The organism is Streptomyces sp. WAC07094, from assembly GCF_036320405.1.
In the GTDB taxonomy this organism is placed as follows: domain Bacteria; phylum Actinomycetota; class Actinomycetes; order Streptomycetales; family Streptomycetaceae; genus Streptomyces; species Streptomyces lannensis.
This window is the reverse complement of record NZ_JAVMJZ010000001.1, coordinates 4,176,510-4,192,475: the sequence shown is the minus strand read 5'-3', so window position 1 is coordinate 4,192,475 and position 15,966 is coordinate 4,176,510. Positions and strand designations below refer to the sequence as shown.

At 67.6% G+C, this 15,966-nt stretch carries 16 protein-coding genes; 7 read left to right on the top strand and 9 right to left on the bottom strand.

Annotation, left to right across the window (positions count from 1 at the left end; genetic code table 11):
- Window positions 1–54 precede the first annotated feature (54 nt).
- Entirely contained in the window at window positions 55–1,026 is a 972-nt protein-coding gene (gene trxB, locus RCR19_RS18470) for a thioredoxin-disulfide reductase (protein WP_331266154.1), read from the top strand.
- A gap of 40 nt (window positions 1,027–1,066) precedes the next feature.
- Window positions 1,067–1,399, top strand: a complete 333-nt coding sequence (gene trxA, locus RCR19_RS18465; RefSeq protein ID WP_331266153.1) for a thioredoxin — start codon at window positions 1,067–1,069, stop codon at window positions 1,397–1,399.
- Window positions 1,400–1,518: 119 nt separating this feature from the next.
- On the opposite strand, the gene RCR19_RS18460 is transcribed toward trxA, so the two are convergent.
- From RCR19_RS18460 to rpmH, 9 genes are all read right to left on the bottom strand, one after another.
- A complete protein-coding gene (locus tag RCR19_RS18460; RefSeq protein WP_331266152.1) occupies window positions 1,519–2,136 on the bottom strand; it encodes a GNAT family N-acetyltransferase in 618 nt (205 codons plus the stop codon).
- A gap of 327 nt (window positions 2,137–2,463) precedes the next feature.
- Window positions 2,464–3,567, bottom strand: coding sequence for a ParB/RepB/Spo0J family partition protein (locus tag RCR19_RS18455; RefSeq protein WP_331266151.1), 1,104 nt, complete (start codon window positions 3,565–3,567; stop codon window positions 2,464–2,466).
- Window positions 3,564–4,637: a ParA family protein gene (locus tag RCR19_RS18450; RefSeq protein ID WP_079050291.1), complete on the bottom strand. Its 1,074-nt coding sequence runs from the start codon at window positions 4,635–4,637 to the stop codon at window positions 3,564–3,566. Before RCR19_RS18450 ends, RCR19_RS18455 begins: the two co-directional genes overlap by 4 nt.
- Window positions 4,638–4,972: 335 nt before the next feature.
- Complete coding sequence (rsmG, locus tag RCR19_RS18445; RefSeq protein ID WP_331266150.1) at window positions 4,973–5,689, bottom strand: 16S rRNA (guanine(527)-N(7))-methyltransferase RsmG; 717 nt, start codon at window positions 5,687–5,689, stop codon at window positions 4,973–4,975.
- 160 nt (window positions 5,690–5,849) lie between these two features.
- Window positions 5,850–6,362 (bottom strand): R3H domain-containing nucleic acid-binding protein, encoded by a 513-nt coding sequence (locus tag RCR19_RS18440; protein ID WP_331266149.1) that lies wholly within the window; start codon window positions 6,360–6,362, stop codon window positions 5,850–5,852.
- A gap of 15 nt (window positions 6,363–6,377) precedes the next feature.
- Window positions 6,378–7,673: a membrane protein insertase YidC gene (gene yidC, locus RCR19_RS18435; protein WP_331266148.1), complete on the bottom strand. Its 1,296-nt coding sequence runs from the start codon at window positions 7,671–7,673 to the stop codon at window positions 6,378–6,380.
- 3 nt (window positions 7,674–7,676) lie between these two features.
- On the bottom strand, window positions 7,677–8,033 hold the full coding sequence (gene yidD / locus RCR19_RS18430; protein ID WP_059127414.1) for a membrane protein insertion efficiency factor YidD: 357 nt from the start codon (window positions 8,031–8,033) through the stop codon (window positions 7,677–7,679).
- Window positions 8,030–8,404: a ribonuclease P protein component gene (gene rnpA, locus RCR19_RS18425; protein WP_331266147.1), complete on the bottom strand. Its 375-nt coding sequence runs from the start codon at window positions 8,402–8,404 to the stop codon at window positions 8,030–8,032. Before rnpA ends, yidD begins: the two co-directional genes overlap by 4 nt.
- A 21-nt stretch (window positions 8,405–8,425) precedes the next feature.
- Entirely contained in the window at window positions 8,426–8,563 is a 138-nt protein-coding gene (gene rpmH / locus RCR19_RS18420; RefSeq protein WP_003956500.1) for a 50S ribosomal protein L34, read from the bottom strand.
- A 399-nt stretch (window positions 8,564–8,962) separates the two neighbouring features.
- On the opposite strand from rpmH, the gene dnaA reads away from it, so the two are divergent.
- The 5 genes from dnaA (at window position 8,963) to RCR19_RS18395 (ending at window position 15,853) form a co-directional block, all read left to right on the top strand.
- Window positions 8,963–10,813, top strand: coding sequence for a chromosomal replication initiator protein DnaA (gene dnaA / locus RCR19_RS18415; RefSeq protein WP_331266146.1), 1,851 nt, complete (start codon window positions 8,963–8,965; stop codon window positions 10,811–10,813).
- A gap of 1,136 nt (window positions 10,814–11,949) precedes the next feature.
- A complete protein-coding gene (gene dnaN / locus RCR19_RS18410; RefSeq protein WP_059127416.1) occupies window positions 11,950–13,080 on the top strand; it encodes a DNA polymerase III subunit beta in 1,131 nt (376 codons plus the stop codon).
- Window positions 13,081–13,272: 192 nt separating this feature from the next.
- Window positions 13,273–14,148: a phosphogluconate dehydrogenase (NAD(+)-dependent, decarboxylating) gene (gene gnd, locus RCR19_RS18405; RefSeq protein WP_331266145.1), complete on the top strand. Its 876-nt coding sequence runs from the start codon at window positions 13,273–13,275 to the stop codon at window positions 14,146–14,148.
- Between the two features lie 53 nt (window positions 14,149–14,201).
- Window positions 14,202–15,323, top strand: coding sequence for a DNA replication/repair protein RecF (gene recF / locus RCR19_RS18400; protein ID WP_331266144.1), 1,122 nt, complete (start codon window positions 14,202–14,204; stop codon window positions 15,321–15,323).
- A complete protein-coding gene (locus RCR19_RS18395) occupies window positions 15,320–15,853 on the top strand; it encodes a DciA family protein (RefSeq protein ID WP_115975787.1) in 534 nt (177 codons plus the stop codon). The genes recF and RCR19_RS18395 overlap by 4 nt, the downstream gene beginning before the upstream one ends.
- The last annotated feature ends 113 nt before the right edge of the window (window positions 15,854–15,966 follow it).

Sequence of the window (15,966 nt, the reverse complement as noted above, 5' to 3'; positions counted from 1 at the left end):
CAGAGAGAGCCTCCACCGAGTAGCAGCCAGACTCCAGAGACGAGGAATCAAGCCGTGAGCGACGTCCGTAACGTGATCATCATCGGCTCCGGCCCCGCCGGCTACACGGCGGCGCTCTACACCGCGCGCGCCTCGCTGAAGCCGCTGGTGTTCGAGGGTGCCGTCACCGCGGGCGGTGCGTTGATGAACACCACCGAGGTGGAGAACTTCCCCGGCTTCCAGGACGGCATCATGGGCCCTGAGCTCATGGACAACATGCGCGCCCAGGCCGAGCGCTTCGGTGCCGAGCTCCTCCCGGACGACATCGTCTCGGTCGACCTCACCGGTGACATCAAGACGGTCACGGACACCGCCGGCACGGTTCACAGGGCGAAGGCCGTCATCGTCGCCACCGGGTCGCAGCACCGCAAGCTGGGGCTGCCCAACGAGGACGCACTGTCCGGCCGCGGTGTCTCCTGGTGTGCCACCTGTGACGGGTTCTTCTTCAAGGACCAGGACATCGCCGTGATCGGCGGTGGAGACACCGCGATGGAGGAGGCCACCTTCCTCTCCCGGTTCGCCAAGTCCGTGACGATCGTGCACCGCCGTGACACCCTGCGTGCCTCCAAGGCGATGCAGGACCGCGCCTTCGCCGACCCGAAGATCAAGTTCGTCTGGGACAGCGAGGTCGCGGAGATCAAGGGCGACCCGAAGCTGGAGAGCCTGACGCTGCGCAACCTGAAGAGCGGGGAGCTCACCGAGCTGCCTGTGACCGGTCTGTTCATCGCGATCGGCCACGACCCCCGCACCGAGCTCTTCAAGGGCCAGCTGAACCTGGACGAGGAGGGCTACCTCAAGGTGGACGCCCCCGCGACCCGGACCAACCTCACCGGAGTCTTCGGCGCCGGCGACGTCGTCGACCACACATACCGCCAGGCGATCACCGCGGCCGGCACCGGTTGCTCCGCCGCCCTGGACGCCGAGCGCTTCCTCGCCGCTCTCGCAGACAGCGAGCAGCGGGCCGAGCCGGAGAAGACCACCGTCTGACCCCCTTCCCCCATCGCACCACCGAGTTAAGGAGCCCGCCGTGGCCGGCACCCTGAAGAATGTGACCGACGACTCCTTCGAGCAGGACGTCCTCAAGAGCGACAAGCCCGTCCTGGTGGACTTCTGGGCCGCCTGGTGCGGTCCGTGCCGCCAGATCGCGCCGTCCCTCGAGGCGATCGCCAGCGAGTACGGAGACAAGATCGAGATCGTCAAGCTCAACATCGACGAGAACCCGGCCACCGCAGCTAAGTACGGTGTCATGTCGATCCCGACCCTGAACGTGTACCAGGGTGGCGAGGTCGCCAAGACGATCGTCGGCGCCAAGCCGAAGGCAGCGATCGTCCGCGACCTCGAGGACTTCATCGTCGAGTAGGACCCACCCCGCCGCACCGAAGTGGCGATGTTTCACGTGAAACACGAATGGGCCAGCCCTTGAGGGCTGGCCCATTCGTATAAAGGGGAGAGGGGCTGCGTAGGCGCCCTCTCAGAAGCTCACAGTGGCCGCAGCGCGGGTTCCTTCTGTACGGCCCCCAGAAGGCGGTCCAGCGCCAGCTCGACGTCCTCCTTCCAGGAGAGCGTCGTGCGCAGGTCCAGCCTCAGCCGCGGGTACGTCGGGTGAGTGCGTACCGTCTTGAAGCCCACAGCCAGGAGATGCTCAGCGGGCAGAAGGCACGCAGGTTCCTTCCACCGGGCGTCGCCGAACGCCTCGATCGCCTTGAATCCCCGCCGCAACAGATCCTTGGCGACGGTCTGAACCATCACCCGGCCGAGCCCTTGGCCCTGATACCCGGGCATGATGTAGGCGGTCATCAACTGCACCGCATCCGGGGACAGCGGACTCGTGGGGAATGCCGTGGACCGAGGAACATACGCAGGGGGTGCGTACAGCACGAACCCCACCGGCACATCGTCCACATAGACCACCCGGCCGCAGGATCCCCAATCGAGCAGGACGGCCGAGATCCACGCTTCCTTCTCCAGCGAGGAGGTGCCGGACTTTACCGCTGCTTCGCCACTGACGGGGTCGAGCTCCCAGAAGACACACGCCCGACAACGATGGGGAAGGTCCGGAAGGTTGTCCAGCGTGAGCGGTACGAGCCGACGCCCCATGAAGGCAGTTCCTCGCTTCCTTCGCCCGCAGTTCCACGGGCGGCTGTCAGAGTGCTCCGCTCCCTGAGCATGCTGCCGACGAACCCGCCGACCGCTCCCAAGCCCAGGCCCGCAGTCACCAGTCCGGTACGGCTCATGGTTCGCAAGGCCTCCGCCTCCCCGATGAAGGTGCTCCCAGGTGGATGCGCCATACCCGAACGCATCGTATCCACGATGCGATTCCATCGATACCGCCTGAAAGCAAAGAGCGGGCCGTGTTCCGGTACACACCGGACACAGCCCACTCTGATGGTCGACGGCACAGAACCCGTTGTGCCATCGGTCGACTCAGTCTTCCGGCTCCTCCGAGTCCTCATCCACCAGGCTCCGCTCAAAGACGGGTCCCTCACCCGGTGCAAGGGTGCCCAGGATCCGCTCCAGGTCATCCATCGAGGCGAACTCGACGGTGATCTTGCCCTTCTTCTGCCCGAGGTCGACCTTGACCCGGGTCTCGAAGCGATCCGAAAGCCGTGTCGCCAGATCACTCAGCGCCGGGGAGACCCGGCCGCCGGCGCGGGGTCCCTTGGAACGCGGAGCGCTCTGCGGCCGCGACCCCATCAGCGTGACGATCTCTTCGACGGCTCGCACGGACAGACCCTCGGCCACAATCCGATGGGCCAGGCGGTCCTGCTCCTCCGAGTCCTCTACGGACAGCAGGGCTCGCGCATGTCCTGCCGAGAGCACCCCTGCGGCGACCCTGCGCTGGACCGCCGGCGACAGCTTCAGCAGGCGCAGGGTGTTGGAGACCTGCGGGCGCGAACGACCGATGCGGTCCGCCAGCTGATCGTGAGTGCAGTTGAAGTCCTTGAGGAGCTGGTCATAGGCGGCCGCCTCCTCCAGCGGGTTCAGCTGGGCCCGGTGCAGGTTCTCCAGAAGAGCGTCCAGGAGGAGCTTCTCGTCATCCGTGGCGCGGACGATCGCCGGGATGAACTCGAGACCGGCCTCACGGCAGGCCCGCCAACGGCGCTCACCCATGATGAGCTCATAGCGGGAGGGAGCGACCTGTCGCACCACGATCGGCTGGAGAAGGCCGACCTCCTTGATGGACGTGATCAGTTCCGCGAGGGCATCCTCGTCGAACACTTCTCGGGGCTGCCGCGGGTTCGGCGTAATGGTGTCGAGGGGCAGCTCCGCGAAATGAGCACCGAGCGGCGGCGTGGTCGTCTCCGCTGCGCTGCTCGCCGACGGCTCATCGGTTTCATGTGAAACCGGCGCGAGGGTGGTCACCTTCGCGGCCGCCACCCCCCGCTCCGTGGTCAACACGGGTGCCGCAGCGGGGGATCCGGACGTGCCGCTGCCCCCCGCACCCGAGGTCACCGTCTTTTCGCCCGTCGGGGCGGCAGGGATCAGCGCGCCTAGACCGCGACCCAACCCCCTCCGTCGCTCGCTCACTGGATCCCCTCCACCATGCTCTGTTCCGTCTGGGCGCCGAGGTGGGCCTGCTGCTCGTCGTAGTGGACGCCAACACCCTTCAGCGCGATTTCACGTGCCGCCTCAAGATACGAGAGAGCGCCACTCGACCCTGGATCGTAGGTCAGTACCGTCTGCCCATAACTCGGGGCCTCGGAGATTCGGACCGAGCGCGGAATGCTCGTCCTGAGCACCTCATCGCCGAAGTGGGTCCGCACCTCTTCCGCGACCTGGGATGCAAGTCGCGTCCGCCCGTCGTACATGGTGAGCAGGATGGTCGACACATGCAAGGCGGGATTGAGGTGCCCCCGCACCAGATCAACGTTCCGCAGCAGCTGCCCCAAGCCCTCCAGCGCGTAGTACTCGCACTGAATGGGGATGAGCACCTCCTGCCCCGCGACCAACGCATTGACCGTCAACAGACCCAGAGAGGGCGGGCAGTCGATGAGGACGTAGTCCAAGGGCTGCTCGTAGCTCTGGATGGCCCGCTCCAGTCGGCTCTCCCGCGCCACCAGGGACACCAACTCGATCTCCGCACCGGCGAGATCGATCGTGGCGGGGGCGCAGAAGAGACCTTCGACATCGGGGACAGGTTGGACGACCTCGGCGAGCGGTTTGCTCTCCACCAGCACGTCGTAAATGGAGGGGACTTCGGCGTGATGGTCGATCCCCAGCGCAGTGGAGGCATTGCCCTGAGGGTCAAGGTCGATCACCAGAACCCGGCCACCGTGCAGGGCGAGCGAGGCGGCAAGGTTGACGGTCGTCGTGGTCTTACCCACCCCACCCTTCTGGTTGGCGACCACGATGACACGGGTCTGCTCGGGTCGCGGCAGCCCCTCGCCGGCGCGCCCCAATGCCTCCACCGCAAGTTGGGCAGCACGACCGATGGGAGTGTCGTCCATCGGGGGCGGTGTTTCACGTGAAACATCGTCCCCCATCGACTCGGTACGGGGACCGGGGACCGGATCGGTCATCGGTCCCGCGATGTTGGCGTCGGACCGCAAGGATTCACTCTCCTCGACTTCAGGCTCGCTATGAACAGAGCCTCCCATGCCTTCGGGGTCGTGAACCAGTGAGGTCTGGCCTTCTGTGGAGAAATCCACCTCTGTGGACAACTCTGAGCCCTCCACGGGGGACAAAACGCCGTGGGTGGACGGTTCACGTAGGGATCCGAGGGGCTTGCGTTCGCGGGGTTCGGCCGCGGCCCGGCCGCGACTGATGATGCCGTGGAGCAGTGAGCGACGTTTCACGTGAAACACGATGCACATCAGCTCCGGCCAGGCCTTTGCGACACTCCGAGATGCATGGGTTTGGCAGCTTGTGTGGCGTACGACTGATCGTCGAGACGGGTCAGTCCGTCACTCCGACGACACGATCGCTCAGGTTCTCACCGACGTCGACGAGTTCGGCCCGTCCGGGCCGCTTTCGCTCGTTTGGCCGCAAAGCGCACCCCGCCCGGGCTCTCGCCGACCTCGACACGCACCACGGTCGAGAGCGGGTCCACGACTCCATCGCCCACATGCAGGATAGACGTCTGCACGGCACCCAACTTGGTCAGAGCGGTAGCGGCACTCTTCAGCTCCTCCTCCGCGGTGTCGCCCTTGAGAGCGAGCATCTCGCCGTAAGGGCGCAGCAGAGGAATTCCCCACGCTGCCAGGCGGTCCAGTGGTGCCACGGCGCGTGCGGTCACAACATGGACCGGAGGCAGCTTGCCCATGACCTCCTCGGCACGACCGCGGACGACCGTCACATGGTCGAGACCCAGCAGTTCGACAACCTCGGTGAGAAAGTTCGTCCGCCGCAGCAGGGGCTCGAGCAGCGTGATCTTCAGGTCCTCCCGCACGAGCGCAAGAGGGATACCCGGCAGTCCCGCGCCGGAGCCCACGTCGCACACGCTGACGCCCTCGGGCACGACCTCGGAGAGCACCGCACAGTTCAGCAGGTGCCTCTCCCACAGCCGGGGCACTTCCCGCGGGCCGATCAGACCGCGCTGCACACCTGCCTCGGCGAGCAGCTCCGCATAGCGAACCGCATCCGCGAAGCGATCGCCGAACACCTCGGGCGCCTGCTCGGGCGCAGGGGGAAGCTCTGCTGCCTCCGTCACGAGGACCGTCCTTCCGTACCGCATGAGCGCACTGAGCGCCGACCACCAGAACTATGAGGGACCACGAGCTGCCTTCGCCGCAGCTGTGAGGGACTACCAGGCTGACAAAGTTCGGCCCCGCCTGCTCAACAGACGGGGCCGAAGAAACGTCGAGATCGGATCAGGCGGGAAGCACGACGACGAAACGCTGCGGCTCTTCGCCCTCGGACTCGCTGCGCAGGCCCGCGGCCTTGACCGCGTCGTGCACCACCTTGCGCTCGAAGGGGGTCATCGGCTTGAGCTTCACCGGCTCACCGGTGTTCTTTACGTCGGCCGCGGCCTTGGCGCCGATCTCCGAGAGCTCGGCACGCTTCTGGGCGCGGTAGCCCGCGATGTCCAGCATCAGCCGGCTGCGATCGCCGGTCTCCCGGTGCACGGCCAGGCGTGTGAGCTCCTGGAGCGCCTCCAGCACCTCACCGTCACGGCCGACCAGCTTCTGCAGGTCACGGCCGTCCGTGTCGCTGATGATCGACACGGACGCCCGATCGGCCTCGACGTCCATGTCGATGTCGCCGTCGAGATCGGCGATGTCCAGCAGACCCTCGAGGTAGTCCGCCGCGATCTCGCCCTCCTGCTCCAGGTTGCTCAGGGTGTCTGCACCCTCGGCAGCGGCGGAGGTGGTGCCTTCCGTCACGGGATGGACTCCTTCTTACTTCTTGGACGGGGACTTGGGCCGCTGTGGACCCTTGCGCTGGCCGGACTGGGCCTTGCTGCGGCTGCCTCCGGTGCCGGACTTGGGCGTCGCCTTTCCGGTGCCACCCGTCTCCTGGGCGTCCTGCGGTGCATCGGACTTGCTCAGCGATGGTGCCGAGGACGACGACTCCTCGGAGTCACCCGGCGACTTGGCGGCGCCGGACTGTCGCTGCGACTTGGACTGCCGCTTGGGCTGCTGACGCCTGGGAGCGGCGGCGGTGGTGGTGGGCGTGCCGTCCTCGACGGTGGCGACGGCCACGGCCTCGCTCGTCGCCACGGTGCCGTCGGCCTGCGCCGCCAGGCCGGCCTTGGTCAGGCCGTTGATGAACTTCCGCTCGAACTCGTTGCGGTCACGGCCCTTGGCGACGATCGCCTTCACGATGGTCTTCTCCCGCCGGTTGCGGGTCTTGCCGTGGTGCGTCACGTGCTTGTGCAGACGCTCCAGGTACGCGGCCTGCGCCTTGGAACCGGGGGTCGGGTTGTTGCGGATCACGTACATCTGCTGGCCCATGGTCCACACGTTGGTGGTCAGCCAGTAGACGAGGACACCGACCGGGAAGTTGATACCGAAGACGGCGAACATGACCGGGAAGACATACATCAGCATCTTCTGCTGCTGCATGAACGGCGTCTTCACCGTGGTGTCGACGTTCTTCGTCATCAGCTGGCGCTGCGTGTAGAACTGCGACGCCGACATCAGCACGATCATGATCGCGGTGACCACACGCACATCGGTCAGCGAGGCACCGAGCGCCGCGACCTTGTCCGCGCCGTCGGTGAACTTCGCGGCCAGCGGAGCACCGACGATGTGCGCCTTACGGGCGCTGGCGAGCAGCTGATCGTCGATGACGCCGATCGTCTTGCCCGTCGCGATGCCGTTGAGCACGTGGTAGAGGGCGAAGAAGAACGGAGACTGCGCCAGGATGGGAAGGCACGAGGAGAGCGGGTTGGTACCCGACTCCTTGTACAGCTTCATCATCTCTTCGGACTGGCGCTGCTTGTCGTTCTTGTAGCGCTCCTGGATCTTCTTCATCTCGGGCTGCAGCGTCTGCATGGCCCGGGTCGCCTTGATCTGCTTCACGAACAGCGGGATCAGACAGATACGGATCAGGATCACGAGGGACACGATGGACAGGCCCCAGGCCCAGCCCGTGTCGGGTCCGAAGATCTTCCCGTACACCGAGTGGAACTGGACGATGACCCAGGAGACAGGTGTCGTGATGAAACTGAAGAGGCTGGCAATCGTGTCCACTAATCATGCTCCTTGGGCATGGGACGAGGTCTCTGCGGCCGGGCTCGAGGGGATCATGTCCCCCTCGATGGCCGGTTCGGCGGCGGAGGGCCCGCCCTTGCGTGCACGCCAGGCGTCGCGCAGCATTTCGTGCCACCTAGGGCGCTTGCGCGGTGGGACATGGTCCACACCACCCAGCGACCACGGATTGCACCGCAGGATGCGCCAGGCGGTGAGTGCGGTTCCCTTGATCGCACCGTGCCGGTCTATGGCCGTGTAGCCGTAGTGGGAACACGACGGGTAGTACTTGCACACCGGACCGAGCAGCGGACTGATCGTCCACTGATAGATCTTGATCAGAGCCAGCAGCGGGTACTTCACCGCGCGCTCCCTCCTCCCAGCAGCCGTTGAAGAGCGGCATCCAGGTCTCGGGCCAGCTGTGCTTGGTCGGCGTCACCCGAACCGGGTAGCGCTCGTACGACTACCAGGCTACCGGTGGGCAACAGTGCTACTCGATCGCGCATCAGATGACGAAGTCTGCGCTTGACCTTGTTGCGTACGACCGCTCCGCCCACGGCCTTGCTCACGACGAAACCCGCACGCGTCGGGGGAGCGCTCTCCCCAGGCGCATGCGGGTCCGTTGCACCGCTGCGAAGGTGGACGACGAGAAGCGGGCGTCCGGCCCGGCGTCCTCGGCGTACCGCGGTCGCGAAGTCCTCGCGCCGCCTCAGCCGATGCTCGGTAGGCAGCACGACGTCATGACCTGTACGCGATCAGGCGGACAGGCGGGCGCGACCCTTGCTACGGCGGGACGCCAGGATGGCGCGGCCGGCACGGGTGCGCATACGCAGCCGGAAGCCGTGGGTCTTCGCGCGACGACGGTTGTTCGGCTGGAAGGTGCGCTTGCTCACTCGGGGGCTCCAGTAATGATTCGGTGGTTCGCGGGGTGTCGCCTGGCTGTCACCGTGCGCCCACGAGTAGCTCGCATTACGCCCGAGTGCACCGCTTCCCGATCACCGAATGTGCCCTGGTGGGGACACCGCTACGTGATCTGTGCCCATCGGAGGCAGGCGGCAGCAGCCATCGACAACTCGACCTGGTTACGGTACGCGCGGCTACGCCATCCGGTCAAACCAACGACCCGTAGGAGACACTTGTCCACAGGCTGGGGACAACAACTTGAACCGCACGGGCCGCCCTGACTACCGTGGCTGGACTCCGATTCGTTCCCTTATCCCTGCCCCACCCGATTTACATCCCGACCCGTCCCGCAACCACACGTTCGTGGGACCTGTGAGAGAGCGTGCCCTGTGGCTGACGTACCTGCCGATCTTGCCGCAGTGTGGCCGCGCGTACTCGAGCAGCTCCTCGGTGAGGGGCACGGACCGGGTGTCGAGGCGAAGGACGAGCACTGGATCAAGCGCTGCCAGCCGCTGGCGCTGGTCGCGGACACCGCTCTGCTCGCCGTCCCCAACGAGTTCGCGAAGGGCGTCCTGGAAGGACGGCTCGCGCCCGTTGTCAGTGACACGCTGAGCCGGGAGTGCGGCCGCCCGATCCGCATCGCGATCACCGTCGACGACTCCGTCGGCGAGCCCCCGCCCGCGCAGTCGCGCTACGAGGAGCCCGAACTCATCACGCCCCAGCCGGGCGACCCGTACGAGGGCCAGGGCGGCTACGAGGGATACGGCCGGCACCGTGCCGACGACCACCGCGGGGGTCGTTCCGACCGTCTTCCGGCCGGACCCGGCGACCAGCTGCCCAGCGCCCGCCCGGCCTACCCGAGCGAGTACCAGCGCCCGGAGCCCGGCGCCTGGCCGCGCCCGCCGCAGGACGACTACAGCTGGCAACAGCAGCGTCTCGGCTTCCCCGACCGCGACCCGTACGCGACGCCGGCACCGGACTACCACGGGCAGTCACTGCCCCGTTCGCCCTACGAACAGCAGCGCCAGGACTACGACGGCGCCCGGTCCGACTTCGAGCAGCAGCGCTCCGGCCGGCACGAGCGCCCCGAGCGGCCCTCCGCCGACGGCCATGTGCACCGGGGCGGCCCCGTCGGCCCCGGTCCCGCCACCGGCGCTCCCGGTCCGCTGGCCGCGCAGCCCGCGCCGGCGGCCGGTCCCGGCGAGCCCACCGCGCGCCTCAACCCGAAGTACCTCTTCGACACCTTCGTCATCGGTGCCTCCAACCGTTTCGCGCACGCGGCGGCGGTCGCCGTCGCCGAGGCGCCCGCGAAGGCGTACAACCCCCTCTTCATCTACGGGGAGTCGGGGCTCGGCAAGACGCACCTTCTGCACGCGATCGGGCACTACGCACGCAGCCTCTACCCGGGCACACGCGTGCGTTACGTGAGCTCGGAGGAGTTCACCAACGAGTTCATCAACTCCATCCGCGACGGCAAGGCGGACGCGTTCCGCAAGCGCTACCGCGACATGGACATCCTGCTGGTCGACGACATCCAGTTCCTCGCGCAGAAGGAGTCGACGCAGGAGGAGTTCTTCCACACCTTCAACACGCTCCACAACGCCAACAAGCAGATCGTGCTCTCCTCGGACCGGCCGCCCAAGCAGCTGATCACCCTGGAGGACCGGCTGCGCAACCGCTTCGAGTGGGGCCTGATCACGGACGTCCAGCCGCCCGAGCTGGAGACGCGCATCGCGATCCTCCGCAAGAAGGCGGTGCAGGAACAGCTCAACGCCCCGCCGGAGGTACTGGAGTTCATCGCCTCCCGTATCTCCCGCAACATCAGGGAGCTGGAGGGCGCGCTGATCCGGGTGACGGCGTTCGCGTCGCTCAACCGTCAGCCTGTGGACCTCGGTCTGACGGAGATCGTCCTCAAGGATCTGATCCCCGGCGGCGAGGACACTGCCCCTGAGATCACCGCGACCGCGATCATGGCGGCCACCGCCGACTACTTCGGGCTGACGGTGGAGGACCTGTGCGGGACCTCGCGCGGCCGTGCGCTGGTCACCGCCCGGCAGATCGCGATGTACCTGTGCCGGGAGCTGACGGATCTCTCGCTGCCGAAGATCGGTGCGCAGTTCGGTGGCCGTGACCATACGACGGTCATGCACGCCGATCGCAAGATCCGCGCGCTGATGGCGGAGCGGCGCTCCATCTACAACCAGGTGACCGAGCTGACGAACCGAATCAAGAACGGCTGACGACCGCACACGTCGCGGAAGGCGCCCAGGGAGCCTCTCCCGCGGGCGCCTTCCGCTGTCCGGCCACCGCATGAGCGTGAGGCGCCGCGCTTCCCGGCACGGCACACCCGGGCGCCTCCCTGCCGCTTCACCCGATGCGTACGGGACGCCTCGCGCAGTCGCACGTCCGGGCACAGAGGGGCCTCCTGCGTCTGTACCGCCGGATCGGGCTCGGCGGCGTCGCTCCGCGTTCCCGTTCCCTACGCCGCTGAAGCCTCTCCGGCGTTCCCCGTCCGCGCGGCGAGGCCTCTCAGCCGTGTTCCGGCCCGCCGCCGCGAGCGCGACCGTCCGGTTCCGGGTCGTGCGCAGGACCCGCTCTGTTCGAATATCTGCCGGGTTACGGCCACTCTCCACAGATCGGGCGACTTTCTTCCGTCCACATCCTGGGGACTGCGAAGTTGTCCAGACGGTGTCCACAGGCTGCCTTGGGGAACAGAGATCAGCGCAGCTCAACTGCCTGTGGATTGGTGGACAGTCGATCTCCACAGACTGTGGAGAAGACTAAGATCCACAGCCTGTGGGTGGAGTTGTCCACTGCCCACCCACAGCTTGAGGCCCGTTGTCCCCAGTGAACTCGGTCTTCTCCACATCCCTGTCCACTGTTCGGCAACGCGACGCGGCCTCTCACCGGCACGAGTGAAAGCCGTCACACCATGGTGCTGGATTGGTCTGTGGGAAAGGTGGGTAAAGCTGGGGACGACACTGGGGAGAAGTGCCCTGAGGCTGTGCACGGGGTGTGCAGAACTTTCCGTTCTCCACAGAGACCCTGGGTTGTCCACCGGTCCCGCCCACAGGGCCCGTGGACAAAATTTCGCCTCTGACCTGGGAAAACGACGTTATCCACGGTTTCCACAGGCCCTACTACTACTCCCAACTAGAGAGACCGGGAATTTCGCTTCGAAGTGGGTCCTGTGCACAACTCGCTGTCCGGTCTCCGGCTGCCCCGCATCACGACTTGACCCCGACAGGCGCCTACTGTCGGTGCGGTGCGTCAGACTGTTCCCCGGTGTCTTCCCCTCCCAGGGGCCCCCGACACCGAGTCAGACGACGAAGGCCAGGCAGGGCGAGAACGCCGGCAACAGCAGGAGGCGGCTTAGGTGAAGATCCGGGTGGAACGCGACGTACTCGCGGAGGCAGTGGCCTGGGCGGCGCGCAGCCTTCCGGCCCGTCCGCCGGCGCCTGTCCTCGCCGGCCTGCTGCTGAAGGCCGAGGACGGCCAGCTGAGCCTGTCCAGCTTCGACTACGAGGTCTCGGCGCGCGTGTCCGTGGAGTCCGAGGTCGAGGAGGAGGGCACGGTCCTCGTCTCCGGCCGGCTCCTCGCCGACATCTCCCGGGCCCTTCCCAACCGTCCCGTGGAGATTTCCACAGACGGTGTACGGGCGACGGTCGTCTGCGGTTCCTCGCGATTCACACTCCACACACTGCCTGTGGAGGAGTACCCCGCACTGCCCCAGATGCCGAACGCGACGGGCACGGTCCCCGGCGAGGTCTTCGCATCGGCGGTCCAGCAGGTGGCCATCGCCGCAGGACGCGACGACACGCTTCCCGTCCTCACCGGTGTGCGCATCGAGATCGAGGGCGACACGGTCACGCTCGCCTCCACCGACCGCTACCGCTTCGCGGTCCGCGAGTTCCTGTGGAAGCCGGAGAACCCCGAGGCGTCCGCGGTCGCCCTGGTGCCCGCCAAGACCCTCCTGGACACCGCCAAGGCCCTGACCAGTGGCGACACCGTGACGCTCGCCCTGTCGGGCTCGGGTGCGGGCGAGGGTCTGATCGGTTTCGAGGGCGCCGGCCGCCGAACGACGACGCGCCTTCTCGAGGGCGACCTCCCGAAGTACCGGACGCTGTTCCCGACTGAGTTCAACTCCGTCGCCACCATCGAGACCGCCCCCTTCGTGGAGGCCGTCAAGCGCGTCGCCCTGGTCGCGGAGCGCAACACCCCGGTACGGCTCAGCTTCGAGCAGGGTGTGCTGATCCTGGAGGCCGGTTCGAGCGACGACGCACAGGCTGTGGAAAGGGTCGACGCCAACCTGGAGGGCGACGACATCTCGATCGCCTTCAACCCGACCTTCCTGCTGGACGGCCTGAGCGCGATCGACTCCCCGGTGGCCCAGCTCTCCTTCACGACGTCCACGAAGCCCGCGCTGCTGGGCGGCAAGCCCGCCATGGACGCCGAGGCGGACGACGCGTACAAGTACCTGATCATGCCGGTGCGGCTGAGCGGCTGAGCGCTGGCCGCCGTCCACAGGTTCAGGCGGTCCGGTGGATCGTCGGAACCTGTGGTCCATTGGACGAAGCCGCAGGTCGGGGCCCATGCGTGGGCATGGAGGGTCTGGAGATGTGCATGAGGCTCCGGGTTTAGGCTCGGACGCGGGTACGAAAGTGCCCCTCATGCCACATCGCTACCTAAGGAACAACTGATGGATCTCGGTCTCGTCGGCCTCGGCAAGATGGGCGGCAACATGCGCGAGCGGATCCGCCGCGCAGGCCACACCGTCCTCGGATACGACCGCAATCCGGACCTCGCCGACGTCCACAGCCTCGAGGAGCTTGTGAACAAGCTCGCGGGCCCGCGGGTGGTGTGGGTGATGGTCCCGGCCGGCGCCCCGACGCAGTCCACGATCGACGAGCTCGCCGAACTCCTCGAGCCCGGCGACGTCGTTGTGGACGGCGGCAACTCCCGCTGGACGGACGACGAGAAGCACGCCGCGCAGCTGGCGGCCAAGGGCATCGGTTTCGTGGACTGCGGCGTCTCCGGCGGCGTCTGGGGCCTGCAGAACGGCTATGCGCTGATGTACGGCGGTGACGCCGCGAACGTCGCCAAGGTCCAGCCGATATTCGACGCCCTCAAGCCCGAGGGCGAGTTCGGCTCGGTGCACGCGGGCAAGGTCGGTGCGGGCCACTTCGCGAAGATGGTCCACAACGGCATCGAGTACGCGATGATGCAGGCCTACGCCGAGGGCTGGGAACTGCTGGAGAAGGTCGACTCCGTGGAGAACGTCCGCGAGGTCTTCCGCTCCTGGCAGGAGGGCACCGTCATCCGCTCCTGGCTGCTCGACCTCGCGGTCAACGCCCTCGACCAGGACGAGCACCTCGACAAGCTGCGCGGCTGGGCGGCCGACTCCGGCGAGGGCCGGTGGACCGTGGAAGCGGCCATCGACAACGCCGTGCCGCTGCCGGCGATCACGGCGTCGCTGTTCGCCCGCTTCGGCTCGCGGCAGGACGACTCGCCGCAGATGAAGATGATCGCCGCGCTGCGCAACCAGTTCGGCGGCCACGCCGTAGAGAAGAAGTAGTCCACAGGGCCGCCCGGCGGTCCACAACCCTTGGGGGAGGTCGGCGAACGACCATGCACGTCGCGCACCTGTCGCTGGCCGACTTCCGCTCGTACGCCCGGGTCGAAGTCCCGCTCGACCCGGGCGTCACCGCCTTCGTCGGCCCGAACGGACAGGGCAAGACGAACCTGGTCGAAGCGGTCGGCTATCTGGCCACGCTCGGCAGCCACCGCGTCTCCTCCGATGCGCCGCTCGTCCGCATGGGCGCCGAGCGGGCGATCATCCGGGCGCAGGTCAGACAGGGCGACCGGCAGCAGCTGGTCGAGCTCGAGCTGAACCCCGGCAAGGCCAATCGCGCCCGCATCAACAGGTCCTCGCAGGTCAGGCCGCGTGACGTGCTGGGCATAGTGCGCAGCGTGCTGTTCGCGCCCGAGGACCTGGCGCTGGTCAAGGGCGACCCCGGCGAGCGCCGCCGTTTCCTCGACGAGCTGATCACCGCGCGCTCCCCGCGCATGGCGGGCGTCCGCTCCGACTACGAACGGGTCCTCAAGCAGCGCAACACCCTGTTGAAGACGGCCGCGCTGGCCCGCCGCCACGGTGGCCGGGGCGCGGATCTGTCCACACTCGACGTCTGGGACCAGCACCTGGCGCGCGCCGGGGCCGAGTTGCTCGCCCAGCGCCTGGACCTGATCGCCTCGATCCAGCCGCTCGCGGACAAGGCCTATGAGCAGCTGGCACCCGGCGGCGGCCCGGTCACCCTGGAGTACAGGCCGTCCGCGCCGGGCGACGCCCACACCCGCGAGGCGCTCTACGAGCAGCTGACCGGTGCGCTCATCGAGTTCCGCAAGCAGGAGATCGAACGCGGCGTCACCCTGGTGGGACCGCACCGGGACGATCTGCTGCTCAAGCTCGGGCAGCTGCCCGCCAAGGGATACGCGTCCCACGGCGAGTCCTGGTCCTACGCGCTGGCGCTGCGCCTGGCGTCCTACGACCTGCTGCGCGCGGAGGGCAACGAGCCGGTGCTCGTCCTCGACGACGTCTTCGCCGAGCTGGACACCCGTCGGCGCGAACGACTGGCCGAGCTGGTCGCACCCGGCGAGCAGGTCCTGGTGACCGCGGCGGTCGACGACGACGTACCGCACGTACTGACGGGGACGCGGTTCGCCGTGTCCGACGGCACCGTGGAGCGCGCATGAGCACCGACGAACCCGCACCGAAGAAGACCTCCGAACTCTCGGGCGTGGACCTCGCGCGCGTGGCGCTGCGGGCCGCGAAGGAACAGGCACGCGCGCGTGGGGACGCCGCGCAGCAGAAGAAGCAGGCGCGCCGGGGCGGACTGCGCTCCGGCGCCCGCGCCGACGGCCGCGACCCGATGGCGCTCGGTGCGGCGATCAACCGGCTGATCACCGAGCGCGGCTGGGAGACCCCGGCCGCGGTGGGAGGGGTGATGGGCCGCTGGCCGCAGATCGTCGGCGCGGACCTCGCCAGGCACTGCGTACCCCAGAGGTACGACGAGGACGAGCACGTGCTCACCGTCAGCTGCGACTCCACGGCCTGGGCCACGCAGCTGCGGCTGCTGGCCCCGCAGCTCGTGGCGCGCCTGAACGAGGACCTGGGGCACGGCACGGTCCGGTTGATCAAGGTGCACGGACCCGGTGCTCCGGCCCAGCGTTTCGGCCCGCTGCGCGCTCCCGGCAGCAAGGGCCCCGGTGACACGTACGGGTGACCGACATCACTCGGCACCGCCCGTGGCAGGCGCCCGGCGGCCGTTTCGTCGTACCCACATGCGATTGCGAAGCCGGGCCCGACTCCTCAGTAGCCAAGGGTTGACAGCCAGAA